This window comes from [Mycobacterium] fortunisiensis, assembly GCF_019050325.1.
Classification (GTDB): domain Bacteria; phylum Actinomycetota; class Actinomycetes; order Mycobacteriales; family Mycobacteriaceae; genus Mycobacterium; species Mycobacterium fortunisiensis.
In genome coordinates this window covers 19,777-36,348 of record NZ_VOMB01000020.1, presented here as the reverse complement: position 1 = coordinate 36,348, position 16,572 = coordinate 19,777, and the positions used below count along the sequence as shown (strand labels likewise).

At 68.9% G+C, this 16,572-nt stretch carries 14 protein-coding genes; 9 read left to right on the top strand and 5 right to left on the bottom strand.

From position 1 onward, the window contains the following. The first annotated feature begins 2 nt into the window (after window positions 1-2). Window positions 3-1,361, top strand: coding sequence for a hypothetical protein (locus FR943_RS16220; protein WP_372448161.1), 1,359 nt, complete (start codon window positions 3-5; stop codon window positions 1,359-1,361). After that, window positions 1,358-2,440 (top strand): hypothetical protein, encoded by a 1,083-nt coding sequence (locus FR943_RS16215; RefSeq protein ID WP_217159002.1) that lies wholly within the window; start codon window positions 1,358-1,360, stop codon window positions 2,438-2,440. The genes FR943_RS16220 and FR943_RS16215 overlap by 4 nt, the downstream gene beginning before the upstream one ends. Window positions 2,441-2,443: 3 nt before the next feature. Here the strand turns inward: FR943_RS16215 and FR943_RS16210 are convergent, their stop codons facing one another. From FR943_RS16210 to FR943_RS16200, 3 genes are all read right to left on the bottom strand, one after another. Further along, a complete protein-coding gene (locus tag FR943_RS16210; RefSeq protein WP_308170575.1) occupies window positions 2,444-3,805 on the bottom strand; it encodes an alpha/beta hydrolase in 1,362 nt (453 codons plus the stop codon). A gap of 47 nt (window positions 3,806-3,852) precedes the next feature. Beyond that, on the bottom strand, window positions 3,853-7,206 hold the full coding sequence (gene lysX / locus FR943_RS16205) for a bifunctional lysylphosphatidylglycerol synthetase/lysine--tRNA ligase LysX (RefSeq protein WP_217159000.1): 3,354 nt from the start codon (window positions 7,204-7,206) through the stop codon (window positions 3,853-3,855). Window positions 7,207-7,274: 68 nt separating this feature from the next. Further along, a complete protein-coding gene (locus FR943_RS16200; protein ID WP_217158998.1) occupies window positions 7,275-7,634 on the bottom strand; it encodes a DUF1844 domain-containing protein in 360 nt (119 codons plus the stop codon). Between the two features lie 253 nt (window positions 7,635-7,887). On the opposite strand from FR943_RS16200, the gene infC reads away from it, so the two are divergent. The 5 genes from infC to FR943_RS16175 all read left to right on the top strand — a co-directional run bounded on the left by infC (window position 7,888) and on the right by FR943_RS16175 (window position 10,497). Beyond that, the gene (gene infC / locus FR943_RS16195; RefSeq protein WP_308170595.1) at window positions 7,888-8,499 is read left to right on the top strand and encodes a translation initiation factor IF-3; all 612 of its coding nucleotides are present in this window, start codon (window positions 7,888-7,890) and stop codon (window positions 8,497-8,499) included. 24 nt (window positions 8,500-8,523) lie between these two features. Beyond that, window positions 8,524-8,718, top strand: coding sequence for a 50S ribosomal protein L35 (rpmI, locus tag FR943_RS16190; RefSeq protein WP_036449598.1), 195 nt, complete (start codon window positions 8,524-8,526; stop codon window positions 8,716-8,718). A gap of 40 nt (window positions 8,719-8,758) precedes the next feature. After that, a complete protein-coding gene (rplT, locus tag FR943_RS16185) occupies window positions 8,759-9,148 on the top strand; it encodes a 50S ribosomal protein L20 (protein ID WP_217158996.1) in 390 nt (129 codons plus the stop codon). Window positions 9,149-9,171: 23 nt separating this feature from the next. Next, window positions 9,172-9,918 carry a TrmH family RNA methyltransferase gene (locus tag FR943_RS16180; protein ID WP_217158994.1) on the top strand — a complete coding sequence of 249 codons (747 nt, stop codon included), beginning with the start codon at window positions 9,172-9,174 and terminating at the stop codon, window positions 9,916-9,918. A 108-nt stretch (window positions 9,919-10,026) separates the two neighbouring features. Then, the gene (locus FR943_RS16175) at window positions 10,027-10,497 is read left to right on the top strand and encodes a hemerythrin domain-containing protein (protein ID WP_246585070.1); all 471 of its coding nucleotides are present in this window, start codon (window positions 10,027-10,029) and stop codon (window positions 10,495-10,497) included. Here the strand turns inward: FR943_RS16175 and FR943_RS16170 are convergent. Both FR943_RS16170 and FR943_RS16165 read right to left on the bottom strand, forming a co-directional pair. Beyond that, window positions 10,494-11,726, bottom strand: coding sequence for an acyl-CoA dehydrogenase family protein (locus FR943_RS16170; protein ID WP_217158992.1), 1,233 nt, complete (start codon window positions 11,724-11,726; stop codon window positions 10,494-10,496). The two genes, FR943_RS16175 and FR943_RS16170, sit on opposite strands and share 4 nt — an antisense overlap. 26 nt (window positions 11,727-11,752) lie before the next feature. After that, the gene (locus FR943_RS16165; RefSeq protein ID WP_217158990.1) at window positions 11,753-12,772 is read right to left on the bottom strand and encodes an oxygenase MpaB family protein; all 1,020 of its coding nucleotides are present in this window, start codon (window positions 12,770-12,772) and stop codon (window positions 11,753-11,755) included. A gap of 234 nt (window positions 12,773-13,006) precedes the next feature. Here FR943_RS16165 and pheS point away from each other — a divergent pair, with 234 nt between their 5' ends. Both pheS and pheT read left to right on the top strand, forming a co-directional pair. Then, window positions 13,007-14,050, top strand: coding sequence for a phenylalanine--tRNA ligase subunit alpha (pheS, locus tag FR943_RS16160; protein ID WP_217158989.1), 1,044 nt, complete (start codon window positions 13,007-13,009; stop codon window positions 14,048-14,050). Beyond that, a complete protein-coding gene (gene pheT / locus FR943_RS16155; protein WP_217158987.1) occupies window positions 14,050-16,542 on the top strand; it encodes a phenylalanine--tRNA ligase subunit beta in 2,493 nt (830 codons plus the stop codon). The genes pheS and pheT overlap by 1 nt, the downstream gene beginning before the upstream one ends. Window positions 16,543-16,572: the final 30 nt, after the last annotated feature.

The following is a 16,572-nucleotide window of genomic DNA, read 5'->3' as shown; positions in this document are numbered from 1 at the left end:
CGGTGAGCATCGGGTCCGACACGGCGGGGGCGCAGGCCGGTCCGGATCCGGGTGTGGACCCGGCGCTGCCACGGCGCGCGGTGATCGACCGGGCCTGGCGGGCTCTGGGCCCCGGGGTGGAGGTGTTCAGCGGCGCCGACGGCGGCCCGTTGCGCCGGACGGTCAAACGCATCATCGACCCCCTGGTGCTCCGGCTGCGCAGCAATACGCACTTCTCGGCGCCGGTGCTGACGCCCGCGGTGGCCGCCGAACTGCATGAGCAGCTGATCGGCTGCGGCCTGCAGCTGCGGGCCGCAGCCGCCTGGTTCGTCGAGCTCAAGCAGCAGCGCCGACAGTTGCGTATCACCACCGGCAACGCCCAGGAGCTGTATTTCCCGGTGTGTTTCGAGCTGGCCGTGACCCGCGGCGCACCGGGCGCCGACAAGGCGCAGGTCGCCGCACAGGTGTTGGCCGAGCTGCATCGGGGTCGGGACCGCACTGCGATCGAGGTGCTCAACGATCATGTGGCCGATCCGCGGATCCTCGACCGGTTGCACCGCCAGTGTGAGCGCAGCTGGAACGACGTCCTCGGTTCGGGATCCGACGTCGCTTCCGGAACCGATAGCGCGGCGTTCTTCGCCGGGCTGGCCACGGTGCTCGGCCCGGCCGACAGCCACCGCGCCGCGGTGGCCCGTCAGCGGGTGTGGTCGGCGCTGGTGGCGGACGCGACACCGCACAACCTCGGTGCCGCAGCGCGCCGCCCGCACGCCAGGCTGCCGTTCTCGATCGTCGACACCGGGCTGAGTTCGGCTCTGCCGCAACGTCCTCCGCCGATCGACGGCCCGGCCGAGGGGGACCGACCACTGGATCGCAGCGTCGCCGACCGGGTGCGCGCCACGCTGCGCCGGGCGCTGGACCGTGACGAACTGCCCGGTGTTCCGTTGCTGTGCGCCGAAGAGGTGGACCGGGCCTGCGCGCCGTGGGGGCTGCTCGCCGAGGACAAGCAGGCCGGGCTGCTGGCCGGCATCGAGGTGGCCACCGACCTGCATCCGCTCGATGCCTCGCGCACGGGGCGCCATCAATTGTCGGCGCGCATCCAGGCCCGGCTGGCCAAGGAAGCCTATGTGCTGCATGCCCGTCGCTACCTGGCCGCCGGCGCCGCGGTGCACCCGCGTCAGCGGCAGGTGATCGACGATCTCGGCGCGTTCTGCCGGCCCTACCTGAATCGGTTGTGGGCCCGATTGCACGGTCGCGACGTCTGGCAGGAGTCCTGCGCGGACGTGGACGAACTGCGGTCGCTGTTGGAGGGGGTGGCCAGATCGGTCAGCCTGGATCACCGGCAGCGGATCAAAACGATGCTGGAAGTGCGGGTGGCGGGGTGAGATTGGGCGCCGACGGCGGGTTGTGGAGCACCGGCCCGGTGGCCGAGGCCGCGCCGTTGACCGCGGTCCTGGAGGTCAGCGGCGCCGTGCTGTCCTGGGTGATCGACGGTGACCCCACGCCGTCGTTCACGTTCACCGATCCGGACCGTGCCGACTGGCTGTGGCAGGTGCTCGGCGCGCCCGGACATGTCGCGATCCTGGATGCGCTGCGCCACCGAGAGCCCACCGAACCGGTCGACCTGGAAGGGGTCGACATACGGCCCGGCTCCACCGACACGTTGCGGCGCTTGGCGATCGGGCACTGGATGCGCCGGTGGTGGCCGGCCAGTGACCGGGACGGTATCGCGGCGCTGGATCGCGGGTTGCTCGACGCCGAGATCGCGCTGCTGACGGTGACCCTCGAGGACTACTTCACCGACGACACCTTCGATTCCGATGTCGTCGGTCTGCTGCAACCGCACCTGGCACACCTGAATGCGCTGTCCGCGCAAGTTGATCCGCGAATCAGCACGCTGCTCGGCGACTGTCGTGAGCTGGCCGGTGAGATCGGCCTGGCGTGGCCGGACACCGCTGTGGCGGCCCCGCGGCGGGATGACTATGCCCTGGCCGCCGGGGCCGGGAACGGCGCCGGCCCTGCCGGGGTGATAGCGCACGGGGTGGCCGGCGTGGACTGGTCGGCCGTGCCGCCCGGGGTGTTCGACGCGGCCGAGCAGACCGTCGACTGGTCGGTGACCGCCGGAACCGACGTGCAGGCCCAGGTGCGGGTGGCGCTCGTGGGCCCAGACTCGCCGGCCGGCATCGAGGTGGAGGTGCGCGGCAGCGGCCTGCGCGGTTCCGGCGTTCTCGACGCCACCGGCCGCGCAGCACTGACATTGGTCGACGGCGACGGGCAGCCGCTCACCGAAACACGGGCGTGGAACCAGGATTGGGCACAGGTCACCGCACGCGTCGGGGTGCACGGCGCCACCGAGTCGGCAGGTGTGCGGGATCGGGTACGGGCGTTCGCCCGTACCCGGCTGGCGCACCCTGGCGGCGACGCCTTCCTGGCCGAGATCCTCGCCGCCGAATCCGATTACTGAGCGCTATTTGGCGGCGGTCTGGATGAAGGCCGGTGCGGCCGACGACTGCGGCAGTCCGACCGCGGTCACCCCCGGCGTGCCGATGGCCCCGGCCAGCCAGGGCAGCGCCGCGGTGAACGCATGGCTGGCGAACGGCCAGTCGTGGGTGCCCTGGTGGGTCACCACCGCGCAGGAGATCCCGTGTGTCGAACCGAGCGCGCACAGCGCGTTGGCGGCCTTGGCCTGATCGCTGACGCGGCCGGCGGGCCGTCCCGGGGCGGACGCGTCGTTGACGTCGAACCACCCGGCCGTCTGCTGGTACTGGCCGTGCCGGTTGATCGCCGTGCTCGGGTCGAAAGCCTCCCAGGCCGCGGTGTTCCCACCGAACAGTCGCTCGATGGTCTGTGCCTTGGTGCCCGAATTCGGCCCGATGTCGCCCGCGATGTCGACGAACGCGCTGAACAGTTCGGGGTGCATGACCGCCAGGTCCACCGCGCAGGTACCGCCCATGGACCAGCCGACGATGCCCCAGCCGGCGGCGTCAGGATCGACGCGGTAATGGGTGTTCATGTACGGCACAACGTCTTTGGTGAGGTGATCGGCGGAATTGCCGCGCTTGCCGTTGACACATTCGGTGTCGTTGTTGAACGTGCCGCCCGGGTCGACGAACGCCAGCACCGGCGCATACCCGTGGTGGGCCGCGGCGAAGCCGTCCATCGTGGTGATCACGTTGCCGGCCCGCATCCAATCGGCCGGGGTGTTGAACTCGCCGCCGATCATCATCACGGTCGGCAGCTGCGGCGGGGGATTGGTGGCGAACCACGCCGGCGGCAGATACACGTACTCGCCGCGATGGCGGAAACCCGAAGCGGTGTCGGGGATGTCGACCGGGACCACCGTGCCCCGGGCCGGGACGGTGCCCTGGCGTTGCATCGCGGTGACGGTGACCTGATCGGTCTGGTCGGGCAGGGGGCCGGCGGTCAGCTGGTTCCACGCGGTCTGCACCCACGGGAAGTAGCCCACCCACAGGTTCAGCGCCAATGCCGTGCACAGCAGGGCCAGCGGCACCGCCAGCACCGCACTGCCGCGGCGCCACCAGCGACTGCCCGGCCACCCGGCGATCAGGATCACCACGGCCGCCCCGGTCAGCGCAATCCACACCCACAGCGACCGCGGCGCCGGGTTACCCGCCAATCCCTCGGACTGGATGTACCAGTGCGTGCCCGCCACCAGGATGCCGCCCACGCCGGCGGCCAGCGGTAGCCAGATCAGCGCCCACCGCCGGGTGCGCCAACCGATCGCGGCGAGCAGCACCACGGCGGTGACGACCTGGACACTGGTCGGAACCCAGCCGTGCATCAGGGATAGGTGGTGGGTGAACGTCACAGCGATATCGTCGCCGCCGATTCTGGCGATCGGCTGTGAGGTTCCTGCTACCGCGGCTTTGCCAGGGGAAACGGCAGGGTCTCGCGGATGCTGCGGCCGGTGATCATCATGACCACGCGGTCCACGCCCATCCCGAGACCGCCGGTCGGGGGCATCGCGTACTCCATGGCCTGCAGGAAGTCCTCGTCGAGTTCCATGGCCTCGGGATCGCCGCCGGACGCCAGCAGGGACTGTTGCTGTAGCCGACGGCGTTGCTCGACCGGGTCGGTCAGCTCGCTGTAGGCGGTGCCGAGCTCGACACCCCAGGCCACGAGATCCCAGCGCTCGGCAACCCCGGGGCGGCTGCGGTGCGGGCGGGTCAGGGGTGACACCGAGGTGGGGAAATCGGTGTAGAACGTGGGTTCCTCGGTGCGGTCCTCGACGAGGTGTTCATACATCTCCAGCACGACGGCCCCGGCGTCCCACTGCGTCAGGTAGGGGATGTGCGCCGCGTCGCAGAGCCGCCGCAGCGTGGCCAGATCCGTTTCGGCCGTGATGTGTTCGCCGAGTGCTTCCGACACGGCGTCGTGCACGGTCTTGACCGCCCAGGTGCCCGAAATGTCGACGGGTTCCAGCGCGCCGGCGGGACCGTTGGGACGCAGGAAGACCGGCGCGCCGTTGGCCGCGGCCGCGGCGTTCTGGATCAACTCGCGGCAGCCGTCGATCCACACGGTGTAGTCGGCGTGCGCCTGATATGCCTCCAGCAGCGTGAATTCCGGGTTGTGGCTGAAGTCCACGCCCTCGTTGCGGAAGGCGCGTCCCAGCTCGAACACCCGCTCGACCCCGCCCACGCACAGCCGCTTCAGGTACAGCTCCGGGGCGATCCGCAGATACAGATCCAGGTCGTAGGCATTGATGTGGGTCAGGAACGGCCGGGCGTTGGCGCCGCCGTGGATCTGCTGCAGGATGGGGGTTTCCACCTCCAGGAAACCCTTGGCGTACAACGTCTCTCGGATGGCCTGCAGGGCGCCGCTGCGGGCCCGGATCAGGTCCCGGGCCTCGGTGTTGACCGCCAGGTCCACATAGCGGGCCCGCACCCGGGCCTCCTGATCGGTCAGGCCCTTCCACTTGTCCGGCAGCGGACGCAGACACTTGCCGATCAGCCGCCACTCGTCCACCAGCAACGAGACAGTGCCGTTGCGGCTGGACCCCATCGCCCCGCTGACCTCGATCAGGTCCCCCAGATCGAGGGTGGCGGTGAAGTCGGTGACGCCGGCCCGGGCGGCCCGGGAATTGTCGAGCAGCAGTTGCACTTCGCCCGACCAATCGCGCAGTTGGGCGAACAGCACTCCGCCGTAGTCCCGGATCCGCAGGATCCGTCCGGCCACGGTCACCTGGGTGCCGTGCTCGGACTCGACTGCGGCCGCCACCGTGTGGCTGGGCGGTTGGCCCACCGGGTAGGCGTCCACCCCGGCGGCCTGGAGCTGGCGCAGCTTGGCCATCCGGACCCGGACCTGCTCGGGAAGCCGCGGTCCGTCGTCGTCCTTGCCGGGGGCGGGGCCGGTCTCATCGTCGACGAGACCGTTCGGCTCCGGCGCACTGCCGTCGTGGTGCAGCCGGCCCGAATCGACCAGGGCTGCCGGTGCCGCCACGTGCTCGCCGGTGTGCTGCTTGTTGCGCCGCGAAAACGGCAGCACCAGAAAGCCTTCGGCGATCACCGAGGCCACGCCGACCCGCGGGATCAGCCGGGCGTCCTCGTAGCAGGCAAAGCGCGGAACCCATTCGGGTTGGTACTTCATGTTCGACCGGTACAGCGTCTCCAGCTGCCACCAGCGCGAGAAGAAGACCAGGAGCGCCCGCCAGAGCCGGGCCACCGGGCCGGCCCCCAGCTGCTCACCCTGCTCGAACGCCGACCGGAACATCGCGAAGTTCAGTGAAATCCGGCTGATCCCAAAGGCTTCGGACTGCATGCACAGCTCGCTGACCATCAGCTCGATGGTGCCGTTGGGCGACTGCCGGGAACGGCGCATGACGTCGAGCGAGACGCCGTTGGTGCCCCACGGCACCAGCGAGAGCAGCGCCACCACCTCGGGTTCGGAATTCTGCGGGTCGTCGCCGGTGTGGCGGACCGCCTCGACCAGCAGACAGTCACCGTCGGCGGCATCGCCGAGCCGGCCCAGCGCCATCGAGAAGCCTCGTTCGGTCTCGGTGTCGCGCCAAGCATCGGCCCGTCGGATCACCTGGGCCATCTCGGCCGGTTCGACCGACCGGTGGCGTCGGATGCGCACCGAGGTGCCGGCCCGCCGGGCCCGGGTCACCGCCTGGCGGACCGCCCGCATGTCCGGGCCGGACAGCCGGAACGTGTCCGGATACAGGATGGCTTCGTCGCCGAGTTGCAGCGCGTTCAGCCCGGCGGCGCGAAACGCCTCGGCCGCGGTCGAACTGGCGCCCATCACGCCCGGGGCCCAGCCGTAGGTCTGGCACAGCTGCAGCCAGGCCGCGATCGCCTGCGGCCAGGAGTTCGGGTCGCCGACCGGATCGCCGCCCGCCAGACACACCCCGACCTCCACGCGGTAGGCGATCGCGGCCCGCCCGTTGGGCGCGAACACCACCGACTTGTCGCGGCGGGTGGCGAAATACCCCAGCGAGTCGTTCTTGCCGTAGACCTCCAGCAGGCCGCGGATCGCCGATTCGTCCTCACCGGTCAGCGCATTGGCGGCATGTTGGGATTGGAACAGCACGATGGCCGCGGCGATCAGGGCCAGCGCGCCGAACAGCCCGAAGATGTCGTTGAGGAAGGTGTGCGAGTAGCCCTCGAACACCTCGCTGGGCACCGTCGCGAACCCACTGACCTGGTTGACCGCGTAGGGCAGTCGCCACTGCGGCGCGAGCGTGCCGGGGAACAGCTCCAGCAGCCCCCACGCCGCGAGAATGCCGATGGCCATCCCGACCAACAGCACCAGGGCGGATTTCACCAGGGCGCCCCGCCGGACCTTGGCCCAGAACTGGTTACGGGCCAGCACCAGCGCGACGATCGCTGCGAGGTGGAACACGAGGCCGATCACCTCGCCCACCTCTGCGCCGAGGTCGCCACCGGCGACCAGGCCGCCAAGGTTCCACCCGACTGCGCCCACCATGTAGAGCAGCAGGATCCACCAGGCGATCCGCTTGCGGGCGGCCAGCGCGGCGGCCAGCAGTGCCAGCACGAACGCCCAGGCGAAGCTGGTGTCGGGGAAGTTGAAGATGTAGTCGTTGACGAACTCGCGCGGCACCTGGATCAACCACCGCACCGTCGTGGACACGCTGGCGATCAACGACAGCGTGGCGATGACGCCGACAGTCCAGCCCGCTGCGGCGGGCACCCAGGAAAACCTCGACGCGGGTTGTACCCCGGTGCGGTTACCGCGGCCGATGAGGGTCATACGCCCGGAGAATAGGCGGTCAACCCGTCAATTGGGTCCGTCGCAGCCACAGACACCCCGGTGGCCGGTCACCAGACCGGGCCGGTGTACTTCTCGCCCGGACCTTTGCCCGGCTCCTCGGGGGCGACGCTGGCTTCGCGGAACGCCAGTTGCAGGCTCTTGAGTCCGTCGCGCACCGGGCCGGCGTGCGGCCCGAGGTATTCGGCCGACGCGGTCACCAGCCCGGCCAGGGCGGTGATGAGCCGGCGGGCCTCGTCGAGATCACGGTGCGGGCTATCCTCGGGATCCTCGGCGGACAGGCCGATCTTTTCGGCCGCGGCGCTCATCAGCATGACCGCCGCCCGGGTGATCACCTCCACGGCGGGAATCTCGGCGAGCTCGCGCACCTGCGGCGTCGCGTCGTCGGGCATTTCAGTCGGATCGGGCATAGCTGCTAGACTGTCATGCGCGACCGTCCCGGCTCAGGCCAGGGACAGCAAGTGGAGTCCCACTCCCACCGTTGGCCACAAGGTACAACGGTCCGGTCGCCGGTGTCCTCGGACGCCGGTTCTGTGCTCCACGGTTGGACGTGCAGGCGGCGCAAGCCGTGATCGGTCGGCATTGGGCCCTGCTTTTGAGCAGGGCTTTTCTGTTCTTCGGGGCAGAGATGCAGATGGGCGGGGTCTCCTCGGCAGACCCAACATAGGAGGCCCCATCAGCACTGAGACCCGCGTCAACGAGCGCATTCGCGTACCAGAAGTCCGTCTCATCGGACCAGGTGGCGAGCAGGTAGGCATTGTGCGCATCGAAGACGCCCTCCGCGTCGCCGCGGATGCCGATCTCGACCTTGTCGAAGTTGCGCCAGGCGCCAAGCCGCCGGTGTGCAAGATCATGGACTACGGCAAGTTCAAGTACGAGACGGCTCTCAAGGAGCGCGAGTCTCGCAAGAACCAGCAGCAGACCGTCGTCAAGGAACAGAAGCTGCGTCCCAAGATCGACGATCACGACTACGAGACGAAGAAGGGCCACGTGGTCCGCTTCCTCGAAGCCGGGTCCAAGGTCAAGGTGACCATCATGTTCCGCGGTCGTGAGCAGTCCCGGCCCGAACTCGGGTACCGGTTGTTGCAACGGTTGGGCGCGGACGTGGCCGAGTACGGCTTCGTCGAGACGTCAGCCAAGCAGGACGGCCGCAACATGACGATGGTGCTGGCACCGCACCGCGGCGCGAAGACTCGCGCCAAGGCAGCGGAGCAGGCCGAGCGCCCGGGCGGGCAGCAGGCCGCACCAGAAGAACCAGACGTCACGCAGAGCTAGTTTTCAACACAGAACTGAGGATTCATGCCCAAGGCGAAGACCCACAGCGGAGCATCGAAGCGCTTCCGCAAGACCGGGACCGGCAAGATCGTGCGCCAGAAGGCTGGCCGTCGCCACCTGCTGGAGCACAAGGCCACCAAGCGCACCCGCCGGCTCGACGGCCGCACCGTGGTCGCAGCCAACGACACCAAGCGTGTCAACAAGTTGCTCAACGGCTAGATCTGCCGCTCCCCGTACCGAACGAGAATAGGAACATCCCATGGCACGCGTGAAGCGCGCACTCAACGCCCAGAAGAAGCGGCGCACAGTCCTCAAGGCCTCGAAGGGCTACCGCGGACAGCGGTCGCGGCTCTACCGCAAGGCCAAGGAGCAGCAGCTCCATTCGCTGACCTACGCCTACCGGGACCGCCGCGCCCGCAAGGGTGAGTTCCGCAAGCTGTGGATCTCGCGTATCAACGCTGCGGCCCGCGCCAACGACATCACCTACAACCGCCTGATCCAGGGGCTGAAGGCCGCAGGCGTCGAGGTGGACCGCAAGAACCTGGCCGAGATCGCCGTCAGCGACGCCGAGGCGTTCACCGCGCTGGTCGAGGTCGCCAAGGCTGCGCTGCCGGAAGATGTGAACGCTCCGTCCGGCGAGGCCGCCTGACGCTCACCGAGCGCTCTGCCCGGGTGGCGGCCGCAGTCAAACTGCAGCGCCACATCGGGCGCCGCCGCGCCGCACGCTTCCTTGCCGAGGGACCCAACCTCGTCGAGGCCGCGTTGCGGCGCGGACTCGTTTCCGAGGTGTTCGCCACCGAGGAAGCCGCGGACCGCTTCCGGTCGATGCTGGGTGACGCAGCTGTCGACGTCGTCACCGAACGAGCGGCAAAGGCGTTGTCCGACACCGTCACCCCGGTGGGTCTGGTGGCGGTGTGCCGGCTGCCCGCGGTCTCCCTCGACGAGGTGCTGGGGGCCGCGCCGCGGTTGATCGCGGTGCCGGTGCAGATCTCCGAGCCCGGTAACGCCGGGACGTTGATCCGCACCGCGGACGCGATGGGCGCCGATGCGGTGGTGCTGGCCGGACACAGCGTCGACCCGTACAACAGCAAGTGTCTGCGGGCGTCGGCCGGCAGCATCTTCTCGCTGCCGGTGGTCAGTGAGCCCGATGCGGCGGCAACCGTTGCGCGGCTGCAGGCCGCGGGGTTGCAGGTGCTGGCCACCACGATCGACGGCGAGATCAGCCTCGATCATGTTGACCTCGCGCCGCCCACCGCCTGGCTGTTCGGCCCCGAAGCCCACGGCCTGCCAACGGAATTGGCCGCCGCAGCCGACCATCGGGTGCACATTCCGATGCCGGGGCAATCGGAAAGTCTCAACATCGCCTCGGCCGCATCGATCTGCCTGTACCAGAGTGCCCGCGCTCACCGGGGCAGCTAGTTTCGGTCGGCAAGCCTTCCGCGCATGAAGCACTGTGGCGATTTTCGGCACGGTTTTCCGCCACAGCGCTCCACACGCGGACTCGGGCGACCGGTCTAAGGTCGAGCCATGTGCCAGTACTGCGGGTGCCGGGAGATGCCGCTGATCCGCGATTACATCGCCGAGCATGAACGCTCGGTCGACCACGGACGTGAAGCGGTGCGCGCTCTCGACCGCGGCGAGCTGGATGTGGCGCGACGCCGTCTGGCGGCAATGTTCGAGGAACTGCGTTCCCATTGGCAGGGGGAGGAGAACGGGCTGTTCGCGGTGATGCACCGCGACGAGCTCTACGCCGAGCACATCGACCCGCTGGTGACCGAACATCGTGAGCTGGCGGCGTTTCTGGAGAAGGCCGACCTCGCCGATCCCGACGACCAGGCCCGGTTCCGCGAGGCCGTCGAGGAACTCTACGAGCACATCGCCAAGGAAGAAGACGGCCTGTTTCCGGCGTCGCTCACCGCATTGGACGGCGCCGACTGGGATGCCGCGATGGCCGGGTGGCGCGAGGCACACCCGGGCCGCGAGATGATCCAGGGCTAGGCGAGCAGACCCCTTGCCACGTGGGTGATCTGCACTTCGTTGCTGCCGGCGTAGATCATCAGGGACTTGGCGTCACGGGCCAACTGCTCGACCCGGTACTCGGTCATGTAGCCGTTGCCGCCGAACAACTGCACCGCATCCATCGCCACGTCGGTGGCAGCCTGCGAGCAGTACCACTTGATCGCCGAGGCCTCGGCGAGCGAGATCGGTGCCCCCTTCTCGGCGGATTCGATCACCCGGAACAGCATGTTGCGCACGTTCATCCGGGCCACTTCCATGTTGGCCAACTTGAGCTGGATGAGCTGGAACTGGCCGATCTCCTGGCCCCACAGCGTGCGGCTCTTGGCGTAGTCCACGCTCAACCGCAGGCATTCCTCGATCACGCCGAGCGCCATCGCGGCCACGCCGATACGTTCGGCGGAGAAATTCGACCGCGCGCTGGCCCGGCCTTCGTCGGCCCCGCCGGAGCCTTCGGTCTCGCCCAGCAGCCGGTCCCGTCCCAGCCGCACATTGTTGAAGAACAGTTCACCGGTGCGCGATGAGTGGATCCCCATCTTGCGGAACGGCTTCGACTGCACGAAACCGTCCATGCCGCGGTCGAGGACGAAGGTCAGCACCTTGCGGTCACGTTTGTCGGCCCCGTCACCCTCGTCCAGCTTGGCGTAGACCACGACGACATCGGCGTCGGGCCCGTTGGTGATGAACGTCTTCTGGCCGTTGAGGATGTAGTCGTCACCATCACGCACCACGTAGGACTTCATGCCGCCAAAGGCGTCCGAGCCCGAATCGGGTTCGGTGATCGCCCAGGCGCCGATCTTCTCGTAGGTGACCAGGCCCGGCAGCCAGCGTTCCTGCTGGGCCAGGGTGCCGCGGCTCTGGATGGTCGACACGGTGAGGCCGAGGCTGACCCCGAGGCCGGTGACCAGGCCCATCGACACCCGGCACAATTCGCTGATCAGGACGAAGCCCATGCCCGGCGATGCGCTGCCACCGAACATGCCGCCGCGGCCGGACGGCTTGGCTTCCCCGTCCCGCAGCTTGGCCAGCCGCTTGTCCAGCGATTCCTTGGCCATCGTGTCGATGCCGAAGGTGGCGAACAGCTTTCGCACGATGGGGTACGGCTCCAGGTCGCCGCTCTCCAACTCGTCGAGATGGGGGCGAATCTCTTTGTCCACGAACTCGCGAACCGCGTCGCGTACGGCGATGTCGACATCAGACCAATCAAGCATCTCGACAGCTTAGACAGGCGTCAAAATCAGGCGGCGGGGCGGCGGGCCGGACGTAGCGCCGGCAGCGAGAACGTGGTGTGTACCAGGGCCCCGGCCCGGTCCAGCAGCGATTTCCGCCGGGGTACGTAATGCATGGGTAGGCCTTGGCGGTCGCGGGGCGGGGCCATGAACCCCGGTGCTTCGACGAGCGGGGCATCGGCGGCGAGCTTGCCTGCGGCCCGCCGGTAGGCCGACAGGGCGCGTGGGTGCAGGCGGATCTCATCGGGCACCGCGACGAACGCCAATTCCACCATCTTGCCGAAGATTCGCAGCAGCACCTCGTCGCCCGGGGTCCAGCGCATGCCGGCCTTCTCCCGCACCGCGGGGTCGAACACGCCCGCGGCGATCCAACGTTGGGCTCCGACAAGGGGTTTGAACAGCTGATCCCACACCGGGGTCGGCATCAACACGAACCACGGCTTGGGAATCCGGATGGTGAAGATGTCCAGGGTGGCCCGATTGATCTCCAACTCGTCGCGGCACTTGACGTCCCAGTACTCCTGAAACTCCTCCCAGCTCTTCGGAACCGGACGCATGCTCATGCCGTACATGCGGTACCACTGCACATGTTCGTCGAACAGCTGGCGCTTCTCGGCCTCGGTCAGACCGCCGCAGAAGTACTCCGCCGTCTTGATGATGAGCATGAAGAACGTGGCGTGCGCCCAGTAGAACGTCTCGGGGTTGAGCGCGTGGTACCGCCGGCCCTGGCCGTCGACGCCCTTGATGGTGGTGTGGAAACCCTTGATCTGCGCCCCGGTATCGGGTGCGCGGTCCCCGTCGTAGACGACGCCCATGATCGGGTAGACCGAGCGGGCCACCCGCTGCAGCGGTTCGCGCAACAGGATCGAGTGCTCTTCGACGCCGGCGCCGAGCTCGGGATACATGTTCTGGATCGCGCCGATCCACACACCCAGCATTCCGGTGCGCAGATCGCCGAAGTACTTCCAGGTCAGCGAATCCGGGCCCAGCGGGTCGCGCTCGGTGTCGGTGGTGGCTCGTGTGCTCATCGCGTCCTCGTCGGCTCTCGTGACCTGAATCACAGCTGCCCCAACCATAGTGGTGACAACGTGCGTTGTCTATCATTCGAGGGCGCGTCGCCGCGCACTGTTACTGGGCGGCTACCGGGGCGCCACAGCTCCGTGACCAGCCCGGTTCGCTGCGCACCGGGTAGGGCGCCGGGGCGCGTGCCGACCTGTCCGGCGCGTTCGAGGGCCGGCGAGCCGATCGCCTATGATCGCCGGGTGGCGCAGCAGCCCAGTGATCTCTCCGAAGAAGCCCTGACCAAAGCCGTCAGCGCGGCCCGGCATGCCTTCGATGCGGCCGGTGACCTCGACGCGTTGGCGCGCGCCAAGACCGAGCACCTCGGCGACCGGGCACCGATCGCGCTGGCTCGCCAGGCGTTGGCGACGCTGCCCAAGGCCGACCGTGCCGATGCCGGCAAGCGGGTCAACGTCGCCCGCTCCGATGCCCAGCGGGCGTACGACGAGCGGCTGGCCACGCTGCGCGCCGAGCGTGACGCCGCGGTACTGGTCGCCGAACGCATCGACGTCACGCTGCCCTCGACGCGTCAGCCGGTCGGCGCCCGGCATCCGATCACGATCCTGGCCGAGAACGTCGCCGACACCTTCGTGGCGATGGGCTGGGAACTGGCCGAAGGCCCAGAAGTCGAAACCGAGCAGTTCAACTTCGACGCGCTGAACTTCGGCCCGGACCACCCGGCCCGCAGCGAGCAGGACACCTTCCAGATCGCGCCAGAGGGTTCGCGTCAGGTGCTGCGCACCCACACGTCGCCGGTGCAGATCCGGGCCCTGCTGGAACGCGAGTTGCCGGTGTACATCGTTTCGATCGGCCGAACCTTCCGCACCGACGAACTCGATTCCACCCACACCCCGGTTTTCCACCAGGTGGAGGGTCTCGCGGTGGACAAGGGCCTGACCATGGCACACCTGCGCGGCACGCTGGATGCGTTCGCCCGGGCCCAGTTCGGGCCGGAGGGACGCACCCGGTTCCGGCCGCACTTCTTCCCGTTCACCGAACCCTCCGCCGAGGTCGACATCTGGTTCCCCGGCAAGAAGGGCGGCGCCGGATGGGTGGAATGGGGCGGTTGCGGCATGGTCAACCCGAATGTGTTGCGTGCCTGCGGGATTGACCCCGACATCTACTCCGGATTTGCCTTCGGTATGGGATTGGAGCGAACTCTGCAGTTCCGCAATGGAATTCCCGATATGCGCGACATGGTCGAGGGTGACGTCCGGTTCTCCCTGCCGTTCGGGGTCGGTGCCTGATGCGGATTCCCTACAGCTGGCTGCGTGAGGCCGTCCGCGCCGGAGTCCCGGATTGGGACGTCTCCGTCGAGGAACTCGAAGAGACCTTCATCCGGATCGGTCACGAGGTCGAGGAGATCATCCCGATCGGCCCGGTGGCCGGTCCGCTGACCATCGGCCGGGTCGCCGAGATCGAGGAACTCACCGAGTTCAAGAAGCCCATCCGGGCCTGCAAGGTCGATGTCGGCAGCCACAACGTCGACGGCCAGCCTCGCGACATTGTCTGTGGTGCAACAAATTTCGCGGTAGGTGATCTGGTCGTCGTGGCGCTGCCCGGCACCGTCCTGCCCGGCGACTTCAAAATTGCCACCCGCAAGACCTACGGCCGGGTGTCCGACGGCATGATCTGCTCGGCCGCCGAGATGAACCTGGGTGTCGATCAGTCCGGGATCCTGGTGCTGCCGGCCGGCACCGCCGAACCGGGCACCCCGGCCGCCGACGTCCTCGGCCTGGATGACGTGGTGTTCCACCTGGCCATCACCCCGGACCGCGGCTACTGCCTGTCGGTGCGTGGGCTGGCCCGTGAAATCGCCTGCGCCCAGGACCTGGATTTCGTCGACCTGGCCGACGTTCCGCCGCTGCCCGCCGAGGGCGAGGCCTGGCCGCTGACCGTGGAGCCCGGCACCGGGGTGCAGCGCTTCGGGTTGCGCCCGGTCACCGGCATCGATCCGGCCGCGGTGTCGCCGTGGTGGCTGCAGCGTCGTCTGCTGCTCAGCGGCATCCGGGCCATCTCGCCTGCCGTCGACGTCACGAACTACGTCATGCTCGAACTCGGCCATCCGATGCACGCCCACGACAGTGGTCTGATCACCGGCGGCTTCGCGGTGCGGTTCGCCCGGGACGGCGAGAAGGTGACCACCCTCGACGATGTCGAGCGCACGCTGAACTCGGCCGACGTGCTGATCGTCGACGACGTCGCGACCGCCGCGATCGGCGGTGTGATGGGGGCGGGCACCACCGAGGTGCGCGACACCACCACCGATGTGCTGCTGGAGGCCGCGGTGTGGGATCCGGCCGCAGTGTCGCGTACCCAGCGCCGCCTGCACCTGGCCAGCGAGGCCGGCCGACGCTACGAGCGGTCGGTGGATCCGGCGATTTCGGTTGCCGCCCTTGATCGGTGCGCATCGCTGCTGGCCGAGATCACCGGTGGGACAATCGAGCCGAAGCTGACCGACTGGCGCGCCGACGGACGCACCGACTGGTCCCAGCCGGCCATCGAGATCCCGGCCGACCTTCCGGATCGCACGGCCGGCGTCGACTACCCGGCGGGCACCACGGCGCGGCGGCTCGCTCAGATCGGTGCTGCCGTCACTCGATCCGATCCGCTCACCGTCACCCCGCCGAGCTGGCGGCCCGACCTGCGCCAGCGTGCTGACCTCGTGGAGGAAGTGCTGCGACTGGAGGGGCTGGAGTCCATCCCGTCGGTGTTGCCGACGGCGCCGGCCGGCCGTGGCCTGAGTGCGGTGCAGAAGCGGCGCCGGGCGATCGGGAAGTCCCTGGCGCTGGCCGGTTTCGTGGAGATCCTGCCGACACCGTTCCTGCCGGCCGGGGTGTTCGATCTGTGGGGTCTGGCTGCCGACGACGCCCGCCGCCACACCACCACGGTGCTCAACCCGCTGGAGGCCGACCGGCCGCACCTGGCCACCACCTTGTTGCCCGGGCTGCTGGAAGCGTTGGGCCGCAACATTTCCCGTGGCGCTGCCGATGTAGCGCTGTTCGCGATCCAGCAGGTGGTGCACCCCACCGCCGAAACCCGGCCCGTCGAGCGCATTCCCAATGACCGCAGGCCCACCGATGCGGAAATCGCCGGGCTGGACGCCTCGCTGCCGCAGCAGCCGCAGCACGTCGCGGCGGTGCTGACCGGGCTGCGCGAGCCGGCCGGGCCGTGGGGGCCGGGTCGTGCAGTGGAGGCGGCTGACGCATTCGAGGCGGTACGGGTGATCGGCCGGGCCGCCGGCGTGGAGTTCACCCTGCGTGCCGCCCAGGAGCTGCCCTGGCACCCGGGCCGCTGCGCGGAGGTACTCGTCGGCGATACAGTCGTCGGCCATGCCGGCCAGCTGCATCCGGCGGTGATCGAGCGGACCGGTCTGCCCAAGGGCACCTGCGCCGTCGAGCTCGATCTCGATGCCGTACCGATCGTCGAGGTGCTGCCGGCACCGTCGGTGTCACCGTTCCCCGCGGTGTTCCAGGACATCAGCGTCGTGGTGGATGCCGAGGTGGCCGCCGCCGCGGTCGTCGATGCGGTCCGCGACGGGGCAGGTGAGCTGCTCGAGGATGTTCGGTTGTTCGACGTCTACACCGGCCCGCAGATCGGGGAGGGCCGCAAGTCGCTCACCCTGGCCCTGCGGTTCCGGGCCACGGACCGGACGCTGACCGAGGATGAGGCCAGCGCTGCGCGTGACTCCGCGGTGGCCGTCGCCGGCGAGCGCGTCGGCGCCGTCCTGCGCGGCTGACCCAGCACCGCGAGCGTGCATGTCTGCAGC

Coding starts and splice junctions, on each gene's coding strand:
- FR943_RS16170 (WP_217158992.1), bottom strand. CDS start 11,726: ATGCTTGATTGGTCTGATGTCGACATCGCCGTACGCGACGCGGTTCGC.
- lysX (WP_217159000.1), bottom strand. CDS start 7,206: ATGACCCTCATCGGCCGCGGTAACCGCACCGGGGTACAACCCGCGTCG.
- rpmI (WP_036449598.1), top strand. CDS start 8,524: ATGCCCAAGGCGAAGACCCACAGCGGAGCATCGAAGCGCTTCCGCAAG.
- FR943_RS16175 (WP_246585070.1), top strand. CDS start 10,027: ATGTGCCAGTACTGCGGGTGCCGGGAGATGCCGCTGATCCGCGATTAC.
- FR943_RS16200 (WP_217158998.1), bottom strand. CDS start 7,634: ATGCCCGATCCGACTGAAATGCCCGACGACGCGACGCCGCAGGTGCGC.
- FR943_RS16165 (WP_217158990.1), bottom strand. CDS start 12,772: ATGAGCACACGAGCCACCACCGACACCGAGCGCGACCCGCTGGGCCCG.
- rplT (WP_217158996.1), top strand. CDS start 8,759: ATGGCACGCGTGAAGCGCGCACTCAACGCCCAGAAGAAGCGGCGCACA.
- pheT (WP_217158987.1), top strand. CDS start 14,050: ATGCGGATTCCCTACAGCTGGCTGCGTGAGGCCGTCCGCGCCGGAGTC.